This window comes from candidate division WOR-3 bacterium (genome assembly GCA_013177935.1).
Classification (GTDB): domain Bacteria; phylum Hydrothermota; class Tepidihabitantia; order Tepidihabitantales; family Tepidihabitantaceae; genus Tepidihabitans.
The window spans coordinates 496,928-515,170 of sequence record JABLXZ010000002.1 but is presented as its reverse complement, the minus strand read 5'-3'; the positions used below and the strand labels follow the sequence as shown (position 1 = coordinate 515,170).

General features: G+C 51.6%; 16 protein-coding genes. 1 reads left to right on the top strand and 15 read right to left on the bottom strand.

What is annotated here, in order from left to right:
• Positions 1–45 precede the first annotated feature (45 nt).
• From HPY86_05480 to HPY86_05445, 8 genes are all read right to left on the bottom strand, one after another.
• Positions 46–738, bottom strand: a complete 693-nt coding sequence (locus HPY86_05480; GenBank protein NPV14365.1) for a hypothetical protein — start codon at positions 736–738, stop codon at positions 46–48.
• Positions 738–1,175 (bottom strand): hypothetical protein, encoded by a 438-nt coding sequence (locus HPY86_05475; protein ID NPV14364.1) that lies wholly within the window; start codon positions 1,173–1,175, stop codon positions 738–740. Before HPY86_05475 ends, HPY86_05480 begins: the two co-directional genes overlap by 1 nt.
• Positions 1,172–1,729 (bottom strand): OmpA family protein, encoded by a 558-nt coding sequence (locus tag HPY86_05470; GenBank protein ID NPV14363.1) that lies wholly within the window; start codon positions 1,727–1,729, stop codon positions 1,172–1,174. The genes HPY86_05475 and HPY86_05470 overlap by 4 nt, the downstream gene beginning before the upstream one ends.
• Before the next feature lie 4 nt (positions 1,730–1,733).
• Entirely contained in the window at positions 1,734–4,352 is a 2,619-nt protein-coding gene (locus HPY86_05465) for a valine--tRNA ligase (GenBank protein NPV14362.1), read from the bottom strand.
• Positions 4,353–4,482: 130 nt separating this feature from the next.
• Entirely contained in the window at positions 4,483–5,820 is a 1,338-nt protein-coding gene (gene accC, locus HPY86_05460) for an acetyl-CoA carboxylase biotin carboxylase subunit (protein NPV14361.1), read from the bottom strand.
• A gap of 92 nt (positions 5,821–5,912) precedes the next feature.
• Positions 5,913–7,499, bottom strand: a complete 1,587-nt coding sequence (locus HPY86_05455) for a T9SS type A sorting domain-containing protein (protein ID NPV14360.1) — start codon at positions 7,497–7,499, stop codon at positions 5,913–5,915.
• Positions 7,500–7,508: 9 nt separating this feature from the next.
• On the bottom strand, positions 7,509–7,985 hold the full coding sequence (locus HPY86_05450) for a hypothetical protein (GenBank protein ID NPV14359.1): 477 nt from the start codon (positions 7,983–7,985) through the stop codon (positions 7,509–7,511).
• A 513-nt stretch (positions 7,986–8,498) separates the two neighbouring features.
• Positions 8,499–9,218 carry a TVP38/TMEM64 family protein gene (locus HPY86_05445; GenBank protein NPV14358.1) on the bottom strand — a complete coding sequence of 240 codons (720 nt, stop codon included), beginning with the start codon at positions 9,216–9,218 and terminating at the stop codon, positions 8,499–8,501.
• Positions 9,219–9,379: 161 nt separating this feature from the next.
• Here HPY86_05445 and HPY86_05440 point away from each other — a divergent pair, with 161 nt between their 5' ends.
• The gene (locus HPY86_05440) at positions 9,380–11,314 is read left to right on the top strand and encodes an OmpA family protein (protein ID NPV14357.1); all 1,935 of its coding nucleotides are present in this window, start codon (positions 9,380–9,382) and stop codon (positions 11,312–11,314) included.
• A gap of 73 nt (positions 11,315–11,387) precedes the next feature.
• Here the strand turns inward: HPY86_05440 and HPY86_05435 are convergent, their stop codons facing one another.
• Genes HPY86_05435 through pilM form a run of 7 tightly spaced genes read right to left on the bottom strand, consistent with a single transcriptional unit; the run spans position 11,388 to position 18,222 of the window.
• Positions 11,388–12,185, bottom strand: a complete 798-nt coding sequence (locus tag HPY86_05435; protein NPV14356.1) for a prepilin peptidase — start codon at positions 12,183–12,185, stop codon at positions 11,388–11,390.
• Entirely contained in the window at positions 12,182–13,318 is a 1,137-nt protein-coding gene (locus HPY86_05430; protein NPV14355.1) for a type IV pilus twitching motility protein PilT, read from the bottom strand. Before HPY86_05430 ends, HPY86_05435 begins: the two co-directional genes overlap by 4 nt.
• A gap of 44 nt (positions 13,319–13,362) precedes the next feature.
• Positions 13,363–14,964, bottom strand: a complete 1,602-nt coding sequence (locus tag HPY86_05425; GenBank protein NPV14354.1) for an AMIN domain-containing protein — start codon at positions 14,962–14,964, stop codon at positions 13,363–13,365.
• Between the two features lie 3 nt (positions 14,965–14,967).
• On the bottom strand, positions 14,968–15,453 hold the full coding sequence (locus tag HPY86_05420; GenBank protein ID NPV14353.1) for a hypothetical protein: 486 nt from the start codon (positions 15,451–15,453) through the stop codon (positions 14,968–14,970).
• Between the two features lie 16 nt (positions 15,454–15,469).
• On the bottom strand, positions 15,470–16,042 hold the full coding sequence (locus HPY86_05415) for a hypothetical protein (protein NPV14352.1): 573 nt from the start codon (positions 16,040–16,042) through the stop codon (positions 15,470–15,472).
• On the bottom strand, positions 16,039–16,614 hold the full coding sequence (pilO, locus tag HPY86_05410) for a type 4a pilus biogenesis protein PilO (protein ID NPV14351.1): 576 nt from the start codon (positions 16,612–16,614) through the stop codon (positions 16,039–16,041). The genes HPY86_05415 and pilO overlap by 4 nt, the downstream gene beginning before the upstream one ends.
• A 3-nt stretch (positions 16,615–16,617) precedes the next feature.
• Complete coding sequence (pilM, locus tag HPY86_05405; protein ID NPV14350.1) at positions 16,618–18,222, bottom strand: type IV pilus assembly protein PilM; 1,605 nt, start codon at positions 18,220–18,222, stop codon at positions 16,618–16,620.
• Between the last annotated feature and the right edge of the window lie 21 nt (positions 18,223–18,243).

The window sequence follows — 18,243 nt, the reverse complement described above, 5'->3', positions numbered from 1 at the left end:
AGGCAGAATCTCCCCCGGCAGCCTGAGGGTTTTCTCTTTTAACCGCTAACCAATCGCCCGTCGCTCCCGGAAAATTACCGTAACTGAATGATTTGCCACCTCATTCCACTCTACACCCGGAATTTCAAAAGATGGCAAAGAGGTAAATATCCGTACAAGTTCGCCTTTACCCTGCCATAACTTGAAACTGTGCCCTTCGCCCTCTTTTACCCAATGTGCGACAATCATCATATCCGGAGACATCATTACGCACGAAAGTTCTGGCTCTTCAGTAAGTTGCGTTAACATCGCCTGAATCGACTCTATGGGCTGGTCTGCCTTGAAATGGTCAAGGAAGTACATAAAGAAAAGTTCACTCGGGTCCGGTCCATCAGGCGCACGCGCCGGGTGTATCAATCGTTCTGGATGCCTTATCGTGCCCATATGGCAGAATGCCCAGTTTAACCCTGCCTCCCGACGAAAAAAAGGCTGGACAAGACGCGGACTCGGCAACTCACTATGCTCGTGGAGATAAAACCCTAACATATCGGTTTTTATCTCGGCCAAACGGGTAAACTCATTAGCCATCTCTCGAGCCCGGTGCACGCGCAGCGACTCGAGCCTGTTGCCGTGGCAGTAAGCGATACCCCATGCGGTAATAGGAACATTTGCGCCATCTGTTAAACATGAACTACTCAACGCAGTTGAAACCAGCCAGTTTGTGTCAAACCTGCCTGCCGCTGCTAAAAGATTACCCATCACCACAATGCCAGTTGGATACCTATATGCCCCCAGCCCGCGCTCAATCGCATCTCCTGGTCAAAACCAAACATCTGCGCCGATACATAAGCGTCCGCCATTGAAAATGCGACCACCGCGCCGGTCCACCAGAGAAAGGTGTTCCTCTGGTCCCGGTACTTGAGATAGGCAACGGTATCCTGCCGGGCAAAGGCATCTCTTGCCTTCATATGTTCCGAATAAGAAAGATAACCGAGCACTATCTCTGCCGGAGCGATTAGCACCGCCTTCCAGTAATTGCGGGTGTAAATCTGACCACCCCCTGGAATCAGAAAAGAGTATAGCACCGCTCTACCTGGTGACTTTGACGGAACTGTTCGCAAAATGGAATCAGCACCCGGAGACAGAACCGAATCGGGTGACCCGACAAGCAAAATCAGCGCAATGGCAGCGGTCATTGGCTTCGGACCGCAATCTCCACCCGGCGATTTAACAAAATCGCATCTGCTGAACCCTTTTTAACAAGCGGCCGGGAATCACCGGCACCGCAGACCATAATTTGACCGGCTGGAATTCCAAGGTTCACCAGTTCATTGGCAACTGCGGCTGCCGCCGCAGCCGAGTACTCCCAGTTTGTCCGATAGGGCAAATTAATTGGCGGCTTTGCGCCATCGGTGTGCCCGATGACATCAAATTTAACATTCAGCGCCTTCAACTGGGGCGCAACCTCGCGCAAAAGCAACTTACCCTGAACCGACAATACCAGACTTTCCCCGCTAACAAACAGCTCATCAAACCGGTAAGTCCGATTAAGAGTGGTATCTCGGGCGCTATTCAAGCGTTCCAGACTGTCGGTAAGTTCGGTTATCTGTTGCGTCCACATATTGATTTCCTGTTGCAACCGCACAATTCGCTCTTGCTTGGGCAGATAACTTATATTGTAAAAAAGTAAAACCAGAACCGCCAGCGCCAGAAACATAATCCAGCCCAGACTGGAAAATAACCCCTTCATTTTGTTACCCCTCCAGCAATTTCTTCAGCCGTTCCCGTCGCGCGGCAAACTCCTGCCGGCGCATCTGCTCCCGTTCGATGACCTCATTCTTTGCCCGCTCCAGGAAATCGGGGTTGTTTAGCCGCCGGTCAATCTCATCGATTAATCTTTTGAGCTCCTCATCCTCGCGCCTTAACCGCTCCAGTTCCTTTTCAATATTTATCACTTCTGCCAGCGGCAAATAAACTTCACAATCGGAAAACACAATCACCGCTGACCCACTGGGCCGCACTGAGCCAATATTCACTGCCCGTACCTTTGCCAGTTCACAGATTAACAACTCCTGCTCCTTGAGAAAGTTTGCCAGCTCCTCATCACCGGTATTCACGATGCACTCTACTGTACTCTTTGCCGGCACCCGCATCTCCGCCCGCACCTGCCGGATACCACCAATCACATCCCGCATCCGTTCCACCAGCCTGACCTTGTCCGATTTTGCTGGCAGTGGTCTGGGCCAGGACGACTCGAGAATTGACCTGCCGCCCATCTCCAGTCGGTGCCACAACTCCTCGGTAATGAAAGGCATAATCGGGTGCAAAAGCTGTAACGACCCGCGAAAGAGGTAGTAAAGAACCGCCTTAACCGTTTCGTCCCCGGACTTCAAGCGGCGCTTGGCAAACTCCAGATACCAGTCACACAGGTCATGCCAGAAAAAGTCGTAAAGCGCCTGAGCAACAGTTGAAAATGTGTAACTGTCTATGCCCTTATCCACCCGCTCCAGGGTTTCGTTGAACCGCATCACTATCCAGTGGTCCAGCGCAGTCAGTGCGTTCGGGTCCGGGAAGTCCCTGCTGCTGCCGGTAATATGTGGTGCTACTAACCGGCACGCATTCCACACCTTATTGGCAAAATTCCTGCCCAGTTCAAACCGCTCATTCCACAACCGGTAACTCTGGGACTGGCTCTCAAGATAGGCGATGGTAAAACGACAGGCATCGGTGCCGTAATGTTCAATAATCTCCAGCGGGTCAACACCTACCCCCTTGGAACGGCTCATCCGGGCACCGTTTTTGTCTAAAACGGTCGAGTGAATATAAACATCAACAAACGGTATACGGCCCGTAAACTCCAGACTGGAAAAAATCATCCGCGCCTCCCAGCGAAAGATGATATCCGGGTCGGTGGTCAAAAAGTCTGTAGGGAAGAATGTCCGATAATCAATCGTCTCTTCGGGCCAGCCCATCGTTGCAAAGGGCCAGAGGGCAGAAGAAAACCAGGTGTCGAGCACATCCTCATCCTGGCGCAAACTCTTACTGTGGCAGTCCGGACATTCAACCGGGTCCTGCCTTGCAACGATAACCTTACCGCAATCACAGTACCAGACCGGAATCCGGTGTCCCCACCACAACTGCCGGGAAATGCACCAGTCCTTAACATTACGCATCCAGTCAAGATAAACCTTATTCCACCGCTCGGGATAAAAACGGACCTTACCCTCTTCCACGACCCTGATTGCCGGTTCCGCAAGCGGCTTCATTTTGACAAACCACTGTTCACTCGCCAGTGGCTCAATTGCGGTCCCGCATCGGTCACAGGTCCCAACCGAATGCTCATAATCCTCAATCTTCTCAAGAAGCCCCTGCGCCTTAAGGTCATCCACTACCGCGCGCCGGCACTCCTCCCGTGTCATCCCCTGATACTGCGTCGGCACCAATGTCGTCATTTTACCGTCATCATCAATCACCTTGAGCCGCTCCAGGCGATGCCGTTCTCCGATTTCAAAGTCAACCGGGTCGTGCGCTGGTGTCACCTTCACCGCCCCGGTGCCAAAATCCATCTCCACCGCCTCATCTGCGACAATCGGAATCAGTCGCTCGGTTAAAGGCAGCCGTAACATCTTACCCACTACCGCCTGATAACGCTTGTCTTCCGGATTGACCGCAACCGCGGTATCACCGAGCATCGTCTCCGGTCGGGTCGTGGCAACCACCACACCACCCGTACCATCAGCAAACGGATAACGGATGTACCACAACTGGCTCTTTTCCTCCTGATACTTCACCTCTAAATCCGAGAGTGCAGTCCGGCAGCGCGGGCACCAGTTAACAATCCGCAAACCCCGGTAGATTAACCCTCTTTCATAATAACGAACAAAAGCCTCGCGCACCGCCCGGGCACAAACCTCGTCAAGGGTAAACCGAAACCGGCTCCAGTCCAGACAGCACCCCAGGCGCCGCAACTGCTTTACAATCTCATTGCCGTACCTCTCCTTCCACTCCCAGGCGCGGCGTAGAAACTCCTCTCGTCCCAGGTCAAACCGGTTCTTTCCCTCCTTTGCCAGCATCTGCTCAACCTTTACCTGCGTACCAATGCCCGCATGGTCGGTACCCGGTAACCAGAGTGTTTCAAAACCCTGCATCTTTTTTCGCCGAATCAGAATATCGGGCAAAGTGTTGTCCAGGGCGTGACCCATATGCAAAGAACCGGTCACATTGGGCGGTGGAATCACAATCGAAAACTTAGGCTTGGGCGAATCGGGATTGGCGGTAAAGAACCCGTTCTCCTCCCAGAACCGGTACCACTTCTCCTCAACCGGTTTCGGGTCATAACGGGGTGGAAAATTGGAATGATTCTCTTCAGACATTGTCCTTTATTATAGAAAACCCCAAATTATGGTCAAGAACCATCTTCGCAAACTGACAGTTCTTACATAGCGCTGTAATTAACCTTACTAATATTATTATATTAGCCTGCGGTGGTACGGAACAACTCACCTACCAAACATCGTCCAGCAATGTTGTTGTCAAATTACCCTTGCGAAACTGTGGGCTTGACAAAAGCCGGCGATGAAATTCAATTGTCGTCGCAATCCCACCAATTGTTGTCTCCGCCAGCGCCCGCTCCATCCGTCGCACCGCTTCATCCCGGTCCCGACCCCAGACAATGATTTTGGCGACGAGCGGGTCATAAAACGGCGGCACCTGATAACCCGGATACAGATAACTGTCAACCCTAACACCAGGACCGCCCGGTAAAACAAGGTCGGTGATCAATCCGGGCGAAGGTCTAAAATCGTCATCCGGGTCTTCGGCATAAATCCGGCACTCAATCGCGTGCCCCCTGGGCCAATCTTGCTGCTCCTTCACTTCCAGTGCTTCACCACCCGCAACCTTCAACTGCTCTACGACAATGTCAACGCCGGTAACCATCTCTGTTACCGGGTGCTCAACCTGCAGCCGGGCGTTCATCTCCATAAAGTAACAGTTCCCCGCCTCATCGCAGATGAACTCAACCGTTCCCGCGCTCACATAACCCGCCGCCTGTGCTGCCCTTTTTGCCCAATCACCCAGTTTCTTTCTCAACTCGGGCGTAATCCCTGGTGCCGGACTCTCCTCTAACAACTTCTGGTGCCGGCGCTGGGCAGAACAGTCCCTTTCGCCCAGACTGATACAATTGCCCCTGCCATCGGCAAGAATCTGGACTTCAATGTGTCGGGCATTGGTGATGTACTTTTCCAGATACAGACGGTCATCGCCAAAAGAGCTGCGCGCCTCAGCCTGACACAGATTCCAGCCCATCTCCATCTCGCCTTCATCGTTGATAACCCGCATACCTTTACCACCACCACCCGCTGCCGCCTTGAGCAGAACCGGAAACCCAATCTCCTTTGCCAGTTTAACCGCAGAACGGAAGTTATCCAGAGCCCCATCTGAACCGGGCACAACCGGCACCCCTGCCTCCTTCATGCGCTGCCGTGCCATCACCTTATCACCTAAGAGTCGAATCGTCTCCGGTTGCGGCCCGATAAAAATCAAACCCGAAGCGACCACCGCCTCGGCAAAATCGGCGTTTTCCGAAAGAAACCCATAACCGGGATGGACCGCATCGCAACCTTTCACCAGGGCAACCGATAACACGCGGGAAAAGTTAAGATAAGAACTGCTTGCCGCTGCCGGACCGATGCACATCTTCTCCTCAGCAACCATAACCGGCAACGCCTCCCGGTCTGCCTCAGAATAAACAACAACACTCTTTATCCCGAAGTCGGCACAAGCCCGCATAATCCGCAGGGCAATCTCGCCCCGATTGGCAACCAAGACCTTCTTCAACATTGTCCTATGTAGAATAAATGGTTATCTTCAACTGTCAACAGGATAAAACCGCGCGCGGTCTTCTTTTGTATCTTCCTGATTAACTTGGGGTACTATCTGTTAACGATTAATTTCTCGGTTTGGTCACCCACCTGGGCGAAATACACTCCTGACCTTATTCCATCAAGTTGCAGAATAACGGTTTTTACATTACCACCTGTATTATAGGTCTTTACCAACTTCCCGGCAACATCGTACAAAAAAATCCGGTCAAATGAAAAGGAACTTTTGACCGTAAATGAGGTTTGAGCAGGATTGGGATAGAGGATAACACCCAAAGAACCGGGCTTTTTCTCGCTTGATTCAGCAATGCCCGGTCCGGTTGGGGGATATTTCATCACACACCAGTCGTAGTCAAAACTGTCAACGGTACCAGTGCCAACAAACCCGGTTGTGTAGATGTAACCCTGATTGTCAATTTTCAGGTCATAAAGCCACGCATCAAGTGAATCGTCTCCACAGTAACGCGCCTCCCAGATGAGGTTGCCAAACGGGTCGTATTTAAGCAGGGTGTAATCCGTTCCCCAATCGGTATTGCTTCTGGGAGAACCGCTGTACCCACCTACATAGCAACAGTTACTGGAATCAAGGCTAATGGCAAAGGGATACTCATCCCAACCATAGCCAGTATACCTTTTCTCATATACTACCGTCCCATCTGGAGCATATTTTATTAAGACGATGTCAAAATAGGTAACCATCCCGGGCCTCTCCGCGGTTCCCACCGCTACATAGCAGTTATCATCCCGGTCAACTGTAAGGTTCTGCCCGTCATCATAGCCCGGACCATCAAAAAACCTGACCCATTGCCGTTCACCGTTAAGATTGTATTTAGCCGTTACCGCCACATATGGCCCAATATTATCAATAAGGTTACCGGTTACATACAACCCATCACCCTGTAATGAAAGTTTAAGTTTGTTAATCGCACCGTTAATTGAATCTTCACATACCCGCCAGAGCAGACTGCCATCCGGCGCATATTTCATCATCAGAAATCGATATACTACTGATGAATCTGGAAGGTACAGCCAATTATAACCGGCAACATAAACATTGCCCGCGGTGTCAAGGGCGATGCTGGCGGTCCAGCCGGTGCTACTGGAATCAACTCTAACCCATTCCTGGTCGCCCCGGGGGTTGTATTTTATCGTAACCGGATACTGCCAAATCGGCACGGCAACATCCACATAACCAGTTACATAGACATTTCCCTGCGGGTCAACAATTAGGTCGCTACCCCAGAAATATTCTCCATAGGTTCTGACCCAGGCACAATTGCCATTTGGGTAGTATTTTATTGTTACCCTATCACCGGTTACATACACATTACCGCAGGAATCGGTGGTAATCGCCAGACCAAAGCCGGAATCAAAAAACCTTACCCATTGCAGAGCACCATCGGGGTCGTACTTAATTGTACAGTAATTGGGGATGGTGTCACCATTGTGGGAAATAGTGACATAGCCGGTAACCAGGACATTTCCCTGCGGGTCAAGACAGAGGGCATACGAATTGTCCATCCCTCGTGCCGGACCATCATAGGTCCTAATCCACACCTGGGCATAAACAAGATTTGCCAAGAAAAAGGGGAGCAGAAAACCAAAAACCGTTAATGTCCTCTGCTCCCCGTTCCTCATATCTTCTCTTTACTCTTGCGTGTAATAGGGCGGAATCGGGTCCGGTGGTGATGTCCGGTGGATGTTTAAGACGTCGGAGTCGAACGGATGTTGTGGTGAATACTCCATCTCTTTACTCCAGTCACTATAGTACCATTGCTGTGTAAGTTGGTCCTGACGCTTAGCGTAAAAACGCCATCGGTATCTTGAGTCACAGGGAATGTAATAGCCACCCGACTGTCTAAATATACACAGATTGTAATAGGGCGGATAATCGGTCAAGCCTCCTGGACCAGTGTTGCCAACTGTGTAGCGCTGTGCCGGTTCACTTGTCGTAATATCTCTTATGTATGCCACAACTGAGCACCGGTTTGCAGGATTAAGCCCGAGATATGTTGTATAGAGCCACAGCCCGTTTGGGTCTTGGTTATCATCTGCAAATGCGCTGCCCACACCCATTATTGTGATTGCCAGAATCGCAATCACAAGGCTCTTGAAACCTGCCATCTCATACTCCTTTCACTGCCGGTATCTTTTCCGGCAGCGGGCAAATTATAATAAACTCTCTCTCTCTCCTGTCAAGCGAAATGTTGTGTTCTGCGGTCTAACCATATAATAAGAGATATGTTAAATTGTTTAGGGCACACCGTTATCGTTAACAGTTATGTAGGCCCTATTCCGACATCTTCTGTAATGTTAACCGCCTCTAAATCAGTAACTTGTTGTCATTACACCATATCCCCTGTTACCCCACCGGTAGGCGTTTGGTAAACCGCTCCGGGAGCGGTTCCCGGAGTCGTTCCTCAATTTACTTGAAGATTCACCTGCTGAACGCTATCCACTACCCTATCCGATGTAAACTCAGATAGTTATATGCAGAAGCCCTGGCTTATCATTAGCACAACCACTTACTCCTGGCACGCTAACATATTAGCCTTTATAGTTCAGCGGTGTCAGCGGTAGTGCCTGTTAATCAGGGTAAAAGCAATAGAAGGGAAATCGGTTCATCAGGCAGAAAAATCAACTTCCCGACCCGTTTTTATTGTGACCTTTTTCCGCCAGCCTCTGGAGAAGTTTCTCAATCCGTTTCTGGTTTGTAAGGTAGAGTGCGGTAAATATCAGGGCGATGAGTATTAAAATCGCCCACTCTCGAAATCCGAACCCAACCGCACGGGCACCAACCCAGCACTCAAGGATGTTACTCGGAAGCCGGGCGATAAAAACCAGTAAAAGAAAAAAGAGCAGCGGAATTCTGGTCAAACCCGCCAGATAGTAAACCCAGTCGCCAAGCGGATTGGGCACTAAAAGCAATAAAAATATGTAGAAAACACCCCGGCGCACAATCAGGGAGTCAAATCTTGCGAGAGCATCCGAGCGGACAAACATCTTCAACAGATGTCGACCGGAAAATCGCGCAATAGAAAAGGCAACAGCAGAACCCGCCAGCACCCCAACAATCAGCCAGACAATTGTGGGCCAGAACCCTAAAGCATACCCGCCGACAAACGCCATTAAATTCCCGGGCAGGGGCGCAAACACAATCTGAATCAGTTGTAGAATCACAATGCCTAAGGGCGCCCACACCCCCCAGTTTTTTACTAACAGCCGCAGCTCCTCGGGACTGCGAAAGTATCTTGCAAAATAGCGTCCAAAAAATAAAAAAACTGTGATAAGCCCGATAAGCAAGAGTCCAATTAGCACCGTAGAAACCAGCCGGTTTTTCTTTTGCGTTTCTTTCATAAGTCCACTTAACCATAGGAGATTCCATCTAATTGTCAAGAAAACGAAATAATTGACAGTGCATTATTATTGTATATTATTTTGTATATGACACTTACGGAACGGAGGGGTAAAAAGGAACTCCTCCGCAAAATATAAGCACTAAATAGAGGAGGAAGTATATGAAAAAGGTTGTCCTGTCACTACTCCTGATTGTAACAGTTTTCCTCACCGGTTTGTATGCTGACCCCGCGCTCGGTGGTGGTCGTGGTCTTTTCCGTGTGCAGGACGCCCGGGTTGAAGAGGATGGCGCCCTGGTTTTTGCCACCCGCTGGATGTTCAGCCGCGCCAACCTTGGAGAAAATGTCACCCTGTACCGGGGACCGCTCTATGGGATGGAAATGAACTATGCGCCCTTCCCGTTCTGCGAACTGTTCGGTTCTCTGGTCGGTGTTGTTGACTTCCGCACCAACCCCAACGCCCTTTTCTACGACTGGCAGGGCCAGATTCTCGGTGCGAAACTGTCATTCCCGTACCTGCCGGTGGTTAAGGTCGCCGCGCTCGGTACCTGGGTAATGCCCAAGAGCACCTACAACTTTAAGGAAACCGACGGATTCCTTGACCGGCTCGCATCCGATAAAAACTCCTGGCGCGCACTGCTCTCGTTACGCTTCTGGGAGCTGCACAAAACTCTGCCCACGCTGATGTTTAACTATGGCCAGACCCTGACGGGCGAAAAGGAGAACTTTGCCGGCATCGGCATTGAAATGGCGAGCAACGCCATTGACCTGTTTGTTGAGGCAACATCAGAAGCGGACGCCAGCGCCGGATTTTCCGCACTCCTGGGCAAGGATTACACACCGCGTGCCCGAATCACACCTGGTGTCCGGATTAAGATGGGCGTTTTGCACCTGAACGGCGGTATTGAACTGGGTTTAACCGATGCGGTTCCTGATTACGAAGGTATTTTCGGAATCAGTTTTGTCTCGCCATTTCCCAAGCCGCCGGAAAAGCCCTGGGGCAGGCTGGTCGGCAAAGTTGAGGACGCCCGTTCTGGTATGCCACTTGAGGCAAAGGTCCGATTCATCAAACGCCGGCTGCCAACACTTAAAACCGACCCGGAAAATGGCACCTTCTTTTTGGAGAAGCTACCCGCGGGTGTGGTCGTAGTTGAAGCGTCAAAAGAAGGCTACATTCCGGAAGCGGTTCCCCTTGTCATCCCGGATAAGGGCTATGCCACATACACCTTCAAACTGAAGCCGCTTGTGCCTTATGGCACCGTTGCCGGCAGGGTGTCGGACGCTTACAACGGCAAACCGCTTGAGGCAACCGTCTCATTTGTCGCCACCACCGTTCCACCGGTAACATCAAACCCGACAACCGGATTTTTCCGTTCCGACAATGTACCGGCCGGGCTGGTTGTAGTCCGGGTAGAAAAAGAGGGCTACTTCCCGGAGGAACGGGCGGTCGAAGTTGAAGATGGCGGTGTTACCAAACTGAACATTGCCCTCTCCTCACTGGAAATGAAAGGTGTGTTCAAAGTCAAGGTTGTGGACAAACAGACCGGTGCACCATTGACCGCCACCATCTCATTCACGCAGGGTGAACGGCCCTCATTTACGACCGATGCAACAACCGGCGAATATCAGATGGAACTGCCTGTTGGCTCCTATGAGGTAAAGGTGGAAGTTCCGGGCTATCTGCCTCAAACCAGCAGTTTTGCAATAAACAAAGGCGAAACCACCACCCGGACCTTTGAACTGGTCGCCAAGGGTATGGTCCTGACCCTGAAGGGTGTCTACTTTGAGTTTGGCAAGGCGACACTGCGCACCGAATCGTATCCGGCACTGATGGAAGCCGCCCAGATTATGAAGGATAACCCGGACATCCTCGTGGAAATTCAGGGACACACCGACAACATCGGCTCGGATAAGGCAAACCAGATTCTCTCTGAGAAGCGCGCCTACTCAGTGATGAACTTCCTGGTGCAGTACGGTGGTATTGACCCGAAACGACTGACCGCGAAAGGGTATGGTGAATCCCGACCTATCGCCTCCAACGACACCGACGAAGGCAGACAGCTCAACCGCCGTGTTGAGTTTGTCATCCGCCAGTAGCTTGGCTAAAGAATAAAAACAGCCGGGGAGGCAGCAGTTCACCTCCCCGGCTTTATTAATTCACTATTAACTGTTATATGCCCATCGCCCGCAGGTAAAGGTTAAACAGCATCTCACCCCAGTACAATCCTACCAAACCGCCCAGGGCTAAAAATGGCCCAAACGGCACTTCTGCACCAGCCTTTGTTCTGCCTGAGATGCGGCTAACAATGCCGGCGATTACACCGCTCACCACCGCTATCGCCAGTGCCACTGCCATACCTTTTGGTCCAACAAACACACCAATCATTGCGGCAAAAGGCAAATCACCCCAGCCCATTCCTTCTCTCCTTTTTACCCCAAGACTCTGAAACGGCTTTGCCAGTACAAACCGCCAGAGCGCCCAGCCAAAAAGGACAAACATCGCACCGATTAACCCACCCCAGATCGCCTTCGCAATGCCAGACTGAAATACCGGGAAAATTGCCGTAATTAACCCCAGAATCAGACCGGCGAGCGACAGCCGAAAGGGCAGAATCTTATGGTCAATATCAATGCCCGCGAGAACGATGAGAAAGCCGACCAGAATAAGGGGACGTAAGACCGCCCAGTGAAATCCAAATCGGATAACTGTAAAAAGGAAAAAAAGTCCGGTTAACAGTTCAATCAGCGGATAGCGAATCGAAATTGGTTGGCCACAGTCCCGGCAGCGCCCCCGGAGAATCAAAAAACTGAGAATCGGTATGTTGTCGTAAAACCGGATGCGTTTACCACAACGCGGACAGTGCGAAGGTGGATAATTGATTGATTCACCGCGTGGTATGCGCCAGATGCAGACATTAAAAAAACTGCCGAAAACCAGCCCGAGAATCAGCGCTAATAAATAGGTCACTGACCTTTTGGACCGGGCGGCGAAACAGGACTGGCAGGAGGGGTAAACAGTTTTTTGTCGGTGGCTCTCGCGTAGGCAACTTCCGAAGCAATAAGTCCGTTCGCCACCAGCGACTCTAAACACTGGTCCATTGTCTGCATACCGTACTGTGAGCCGGTTTGCACCAAGGACGGTATCTGGTGGGTCTTCGCCTCCCGGATAAGGTTTTTCACCGCCGGCGTTGCAACCAGAACCTCCATCGCGGCTACCCGTCCTCTACCATCTTTCCGGGGCAACAAAGTCTGGGAGATGATACCGCGAATCACATTGGCAAAAATCTGCCGCACATATTCCTGCTGGTCCGCGGGAAAAACATCAATCACCCGGTCCACGGTTTCAGCAACACTGTTGGTGTGAAGCGTAGAGAGTACTAAATGGCCCGTTTCCGCAGCGGTGAGCGCCAGACTGATCGTTTCCAGGTCCCGCATCTCGCCGACGAGAATCACATCCGGGTCTTCCCGCAGACAGGCACGCAGCGCCGCGGCAAATGACCGCGAATGGGTACCAATCTCACGCTGGCTGATAAGGCAGTTCCGCGGCTGAAAGATGTACTCAATCGGGTCTTCAATCGTAATTATCCGCACCGCCCTTTCCTGGTCAATCAGGTCAATCATACTTGCCAGCGTGGTCGACTTACCACAGCCCGTAGGACCGGTTACCAGAACCAGCCCGGAATGGCTCCGGGTCAGCTCCGCCACCGAAGGCGGCGCCGGTAGCTCTTCGAGGGTGCGGATTTTTGCCGGAATGATGCGAAATGCTGCCCCAACCCCACCTAAATCAAGAAACACATTCACCCGCGCCCGGACCCGCTCCGGACTGATGTAATCAAGGGTTACCGCCTCCGGGGCTAAGTGCTGGGAAGCTTCACCCCAAGTATAAGAAAGGTCCAGTTCCCGTTTGCGCTGGACCGCCTCACGCTGTTCGTCCGATAAAATAGAGTAGACCAGCATCTGGGCATCCTCTGCCGTCAGTGCTGGTCCGGGAATTTTTTTGAGTCTGCCGTTGACCCTGATTATCGGCGGATTGCCCGCAGTAATGTGAAGGTCAGATGCGCCGTACTTCGCCGCATACCGAAGGAGTTCGTCGATATTCATTCATCAGCAGAGGGCAAAACCGCCTGCGTTTCCTACCTCATTTCCTATCCATTTTCGGGCGTTAGGATGTGCGGGATGATGAAAATCATCAGGTCGCTCTTGGTTCTTTCCACCGATGTCTTCTTGAACAGATGCCCGATTATAGGAATGTCGCCAAGGAGCGGAATCTTGCCGACATTTCTTGTCTCCTCATCTTTGACCAGACCACCAATCACCACCACTTCATCTTCGGCAACTTTCACCTGGGTCTCGGCTTCGCGTTTCGCAACAATCGGTTGCCGGTCATCAGCCGACCCAACCCAACCGGTTATCGCCTCAACGCTGGGTTTTATGCGCATCGTAATCATACCATCTGAAGTCACATGGGGCGTAACTTCCATTTTAATGGGTATCGACCGTGTGCGCCAGGTGTAGGTAATTTCTCCGGTATTCGGGTCTTTATGAATCTCCCGCACCGGAACGTCAACGCCCATACTAACCAGCGCGGTCTGGTTATCCAGTGTCACGGTGCGCGGGTTGGCAAGAACCCGTGATTTGCCGCGGGACATAAGTAATTCAAACGAGGCGCTAAACTGGGCAAAAGATATCTTGCCCAAAAGCATCTCTTTAACGATAACCGGGAATGACACCTCTTCACCAATTTTGGGCACCTCGGTAGAAAAGGATGCGATGGGCCTCCAGTCAATACCATAACGGTCTTCGCCGGAATAGGTTGTCTCGATGAACTTCGCCTCAATCGCAATCTGGGGCATCGGCCGGTCCAGTTCGGCAATAATCTGCGCGATGTTGTCAAGAGCCTCGGGCACATCGGTCACAACCAGTATCGCACTCCGCTCTTCACCGCCTGCTGCCTTGGTTCCTACCCGCCGGAATCCAACCTCAACCGTTCCGTTCTCGGAGAGCGCCTTGGTAATTGCATTTTTAGCGTCACTGGCTTCCAGATAGTCAAGCTGAAATACCCTTGTTTCCATCTCGCCATACATCGTCTTCTTCAGCGGCTTAACAATAATCACCCCGCTCTTATCTTCCACCATATTACACCCTGCCGCCTTCAAGAGCGCCTCAAAACCGGTGCGCAATGGTACCTCGTTCAGCCGTACGCTCACCACCGATTTAACATCCTGGGTAATCAGCACATTAAGGTCAAACTGCCGGGCAATCATTCGCACCACGCTCGCAATTTCGGCATCCTGAACGAGAAGCGTCAGTGGTGGTTTGCCACTGAACGGGTCTTCACTTTTAATCTCGGGTACCGGTGTCACTGGTGTCGTACCGAGGTCAATCGTCACCACACCACCTTCATTGGTAATCCGGTGCCTGACCATATCGCGTAAGAATACGGTAATCCGAACACCATTCGTCGCATCGCTTGGTTTAACCGTAACCGCACTTACCGGGTAGAAACGAGATGTAATCCGTTCTTGCGTTATCCTGGAGGTTGCATCCATAACATCCACAATCACCGCCGGTGGCTCCTGAGAAACATAGGAACTGATGTTGGGCGTCTGGTTACAGGCAACGGTCACCCGAACACCCTCAATTAACTTTTCTACCGCAACATCTTTTACGACAACCTGTTCCTGGGCGGCAAGTATGCCCAGACAGACAAAAAACGCCGCAACCAACACTGTTGTTTTATTTTTCATAAGTTACTCCCCCAGTGTCAAAGTAAATGTTCGGCCACCCTGCTCCAGGGTTACCTGGTCCTCTTTGATATCAACCACTTTTTTACCACTGATTTCATCCCCGACTTGCAGAATCTGGTCGTTGATTAAAGCGCTCGCACCAGTGGCGGTAACCGTAATTGCCTGCAGATTTAGATTGGCAACCTCAGTACTCAAAACCCAGTCGCGCACGAACGGGTCACTGCCCCAAACCACCTCTACTTCGGCCGGGGCATCAATTCCCGGCATTCCTTGCGGAGCGCCCGGTGGTGCTGTCACCTTTTGAGCTGCGGGTGCATCAGTTTCCGATTGCATTGAGCGCGACACCTCGGCCGTCACCCCTTTAGCAATTTCGGTGTAAGCCATCCCATCTGCAATCTTCGGACCGGCACCCTTTGTTCTAAAGAGAAAGGTGTAACCACCCAGGGCAACAACCGCGATTGCTAAAATTGCTAAAAATTTCTCTCTCAAGGTGCTCCTTTCCTGTTTAAATCCTTTTCTTTCGCTCCGTAAAATAAGAAGTGGGTAAAATGCTTTCACCCACCCGGACTATCGTCCTTCGTCCAAAAGCCTCAATCTCAATCCGGTCAGGTTGAATGTCTACAATCCGGCGCCCCATCACCACATCACCGACCTTTACCCGCCGGCTATCAATTAAAGCGTAACTTTCATTACCCAGCGATACCACCGCTTTTACCACATAGTAAGTTCCCTTCCGGCTCGATTTTCTCGTGCTCCGCTTTGCGCGCGCATATTTTAGCATCCGGCGCCGCTCCCGCTCCCGCCGCTTCAACTCCCGACGCTTCTTTTTTTCTTCCTCCCGCAACCGCTTCTTTTCTGCCAGCCGCTCCTCTTTGGTTTTGGCTTTTAACCGGCCAACCGTTTTACCTTTTGCTCCCCGCGCCGCAGTCGTAGCCATTTGTCCTTCCGCTGTTGAGTCGGTTTGCGCTGTCTTGCTCTTCGACCTTTTAGCCGCTGAAGCCTTCGGCTTACGCAAAAGCAGTATCCCGCCGACAACAACAACCGCTGCCAGGAGAATCAGTATACCAACTCTTCTCACAAGTTACCCCCACCCGCCAGACTGGAAACATATATGTTCACAAGCAATTTTGCCTCAATCTCCGGTCTGATATCGTCCCGGGCATTGATGTCAACATCCGGCACCCGGACAAAGTATTGATAATTATTCAGATTCTGAATGTATCGTCCGATATCAAGGTAACGACCCTGAACCGTCACCAGGAACGGCACCGGTCTAACCTGGGCAGTTGGTCCCTCTTCCTGGAGGAGGGTATCAAGCCCGGGCGGCACAATCTCTAAGAAGTGCACCCGCGCCTGTTCTGCCTCCTTGGAGATGCGCCGGAACAACCCTAACATCTCGGAACGGGGAACAACGCGTGCCCAGATACCCGCAATCTCCTGTTCCAGCTGCTCCTTTTTCTGGCGCAAGCGGGGCAACTGGGCAATCCGGGCTTTGGTGTCGTCAAGTTCCTTACGCAATTCGGCGATTTCTTTTGCCGCTTTATTCCGGGCGTTTATCCTCGGTTGGTAAAGGAGAAACCAGGCTGCCACACCTAAGACAATGTATACAACCAGTCCAATGATGACTACCCTTCTTTCAAGTATCCCCATAATTTACTCCGTAACACACTGGATTTCAAACTCTAAGACCGTTTCCCCCTGTAGAGTACTCCGGTTCTTAGAAACCAACTGTACCTGTTTAAACACATTGCTTCGTTCGAGGTCAATTAAAAACTGGGCGAGGTCGACATCAAGCAGGTGCGGTTCACCACTCACCACACCGGTGATTTTCACATTAGAACGATTGCTCAATGTGAAACTGCTCAACTGAATATTGGTCGGCACAATCGTCGATAGTTCACCCATAACCGGAACCGTGGGCATGACCTCACCGACCACACCCTTTAATGCCCGCTCTCGCGCCTCGAGGTCCGCTATCTCCTTCTCAAGCGCAAAATAGCCCCGGTTCTGTTCCTCAGTCGCCTTAATCTCGTTGCGTAATTTAGACACCTGACCACTTGAAATACCAGTCCACCCCGCGACCAGAATGTAACCGACGATTAAAATGCCAACCCAGACGATTCCACCCAGGGTCATCATCCGGACATCGCGCGCGATAAATCGGCCCGACTTCATCTCCATCGGTAAAAGGTCAACCGCAGAATGGTCGTAATACAGACCCAATGCCGCTACTAACCTGTACCCGACCTCCTCATCAGGACTTGTACCTTTCCGATAAAGACCAAAGTCCCGGAATGGGTCAAACACCTCAGTCGGAATTCCCAGACTGGTCTGGAGGTACTCCCGCAGACCTTTCATCGCCGCCGAACCGCCGCAGATGAGCAACCGGTCGATCTTCTGCTCGCCAAACTCCCGGCGGTAATAGTCAATCGACCGGTTGATTTCGGCAACAAACCTCTCCAGGGCCGGCCGCTGCAAGGTCAGCAACCGCTTCACCATAATGCCGGAAGGAAGCCGCTCCTGACTGTCTTCAGGCGGAATTCCATACTTGCGTTTCAACTCCTCAGCATCGTAGGCATCCAGTGCCAGCTGCCCTTCCTCGGTTGTAATCGCCACCGTCATCGCTTCGGTTATCGCATTGCCCGCCGTTGTTACGGTGCGCGCCAGGTCGAGCCGTTCCCCCTTCATAAATATCATATCGGTAAACTCGGCACCGATGTCAAGCAGGCATACCGTTTCGTCCGGTCTTACCCGTCCGAACTTCTTAACCGCTGCCTGCAAAGCAAATGGTACAACACTGATCGTTGTCGGCTCGAGCCCTGCCTTACGCAATGTTGAGATGTGGTCGGAGACGATATCCTTACGTGCCGCAATAACCATAACATTGTCTTTTATCGCCCCGGCTTCACGCACCGGTCCCAGGGTCTTGAAGTCAAATATCGCCTCGTCGAGGGTAAATGGCGAATACTTATCCAATCGCAAGAGAATCGCCTCTTTCAGCTCCCGGCGATTCATCTTCGGAAATGGCGCCTGCCGCACACTGACCGAAGGACCGGAGACGAATGTGTACACCTCACGCGGTTTGTAATCCTTAATCAACTCGCGGAGAATAGAAGGGACATCAAACGCCTCTCCAATCTCCTTCAGACCATAGTCAACAACTCGGCCACCTTCTACCTTAACAAACTTTACCGAATTGGAACCGATATCAATACAGAGGGTGCCTTTGCCACCCCCGCCAAAGACCTTAGTTGCCAATGTACCTCCTTATTTCCGCCG

What these genes read in the sequence shown, in the direction of transcription:
- HPY86_05480 (NPV14365.1), bottom strand. Translation starts at nt 738, where the DNA reads ATGGGTAATCTTTTAGCAGCGGCAGGCAGGTTTGACACAAACTGGCTG.
- HPY86_05475 (NPV14364.1), bottom strand. Translation starts at nt 1,175, where the DNA reads ATGACCGCTGCCATTGCGCTGATTTTGCTTGTCGGGTCACCCGATTCG.
- HPY86_05470 (NPV14363.1), bottom strand. Translation starts at nt 1,729, where the DNA reads ATGAAGGGGTTATTTTCCAGTCTGGGCTGGATTATGTTTCTGGCGCTG.
- HPY86_05465 (NPV14362.1), bottom strand. Translation starts at nt 4,352, where the DNA reads ATGTCTGAAGAGAATCATTCCAATTTTCCACCCCGTTATGACCCGAAA.
- accC (NPV14361.1), bottom strand. Translation starts at nt 5,820, where the DNA reads ATGTTGAAGAAGGTCTTGGTTGCCAATCGGGGCGAGATTGCCCTGCGG.
- HPY86_05455 (NPV14360.1), bottom strand. Translation starts at nt 7,499, where the DNA reads ATGAGGAACGGGGAGCAGAGGACATTAACGGTTTTTGGTTTTCTGCTC.
- HPY86_05450 (NPV14359.1), bottom strand. Translation starts at nt 7,985, where the DNA reads ATGGCAGGTTTCAAGAGCCTTGTGATTGCGATTCTGGCAATCACAATA.
- HPY86_05445 (NPV14358.1), bottom strand. Translation starts at nt 9,218, where the DNA reads ATGAAAGAAACGCAAAAGAAAAACCGGCTGGTTTCTACGGTGCTAATT.
- HPY86_05440 (NPV14357.1), top strand. Translation starts at nt 9,380, where the DNA reads ATGAAAAAGGTTGTCCTGTCACTACTCCTGATTGTAACAGTTTTCCTC.
- HPY86_05430 (NPV14355.1), bottom strand. Translation starts at nt 13,318, where the DNA reads ATGAATATCGACGAACTCCTTCGGTATGCGGCGAAGTACGGCGCATCT.
- HPY86_05425 (NPV14354.1), bottom strand. Translation starts at nt 14,964, where the DNA reads ATGAAAAATAAAACAACAGTGTTGGTTGCGGCGTTTTTTGTCTGTCTG.
- pilO (NPV14351.1), bottom strand. Translation starts at nt 16,614, where the DNA reads ATGGGGATACTTGAAAGAAGGGTAGTCATCATTGGACTGGTTGTATAC.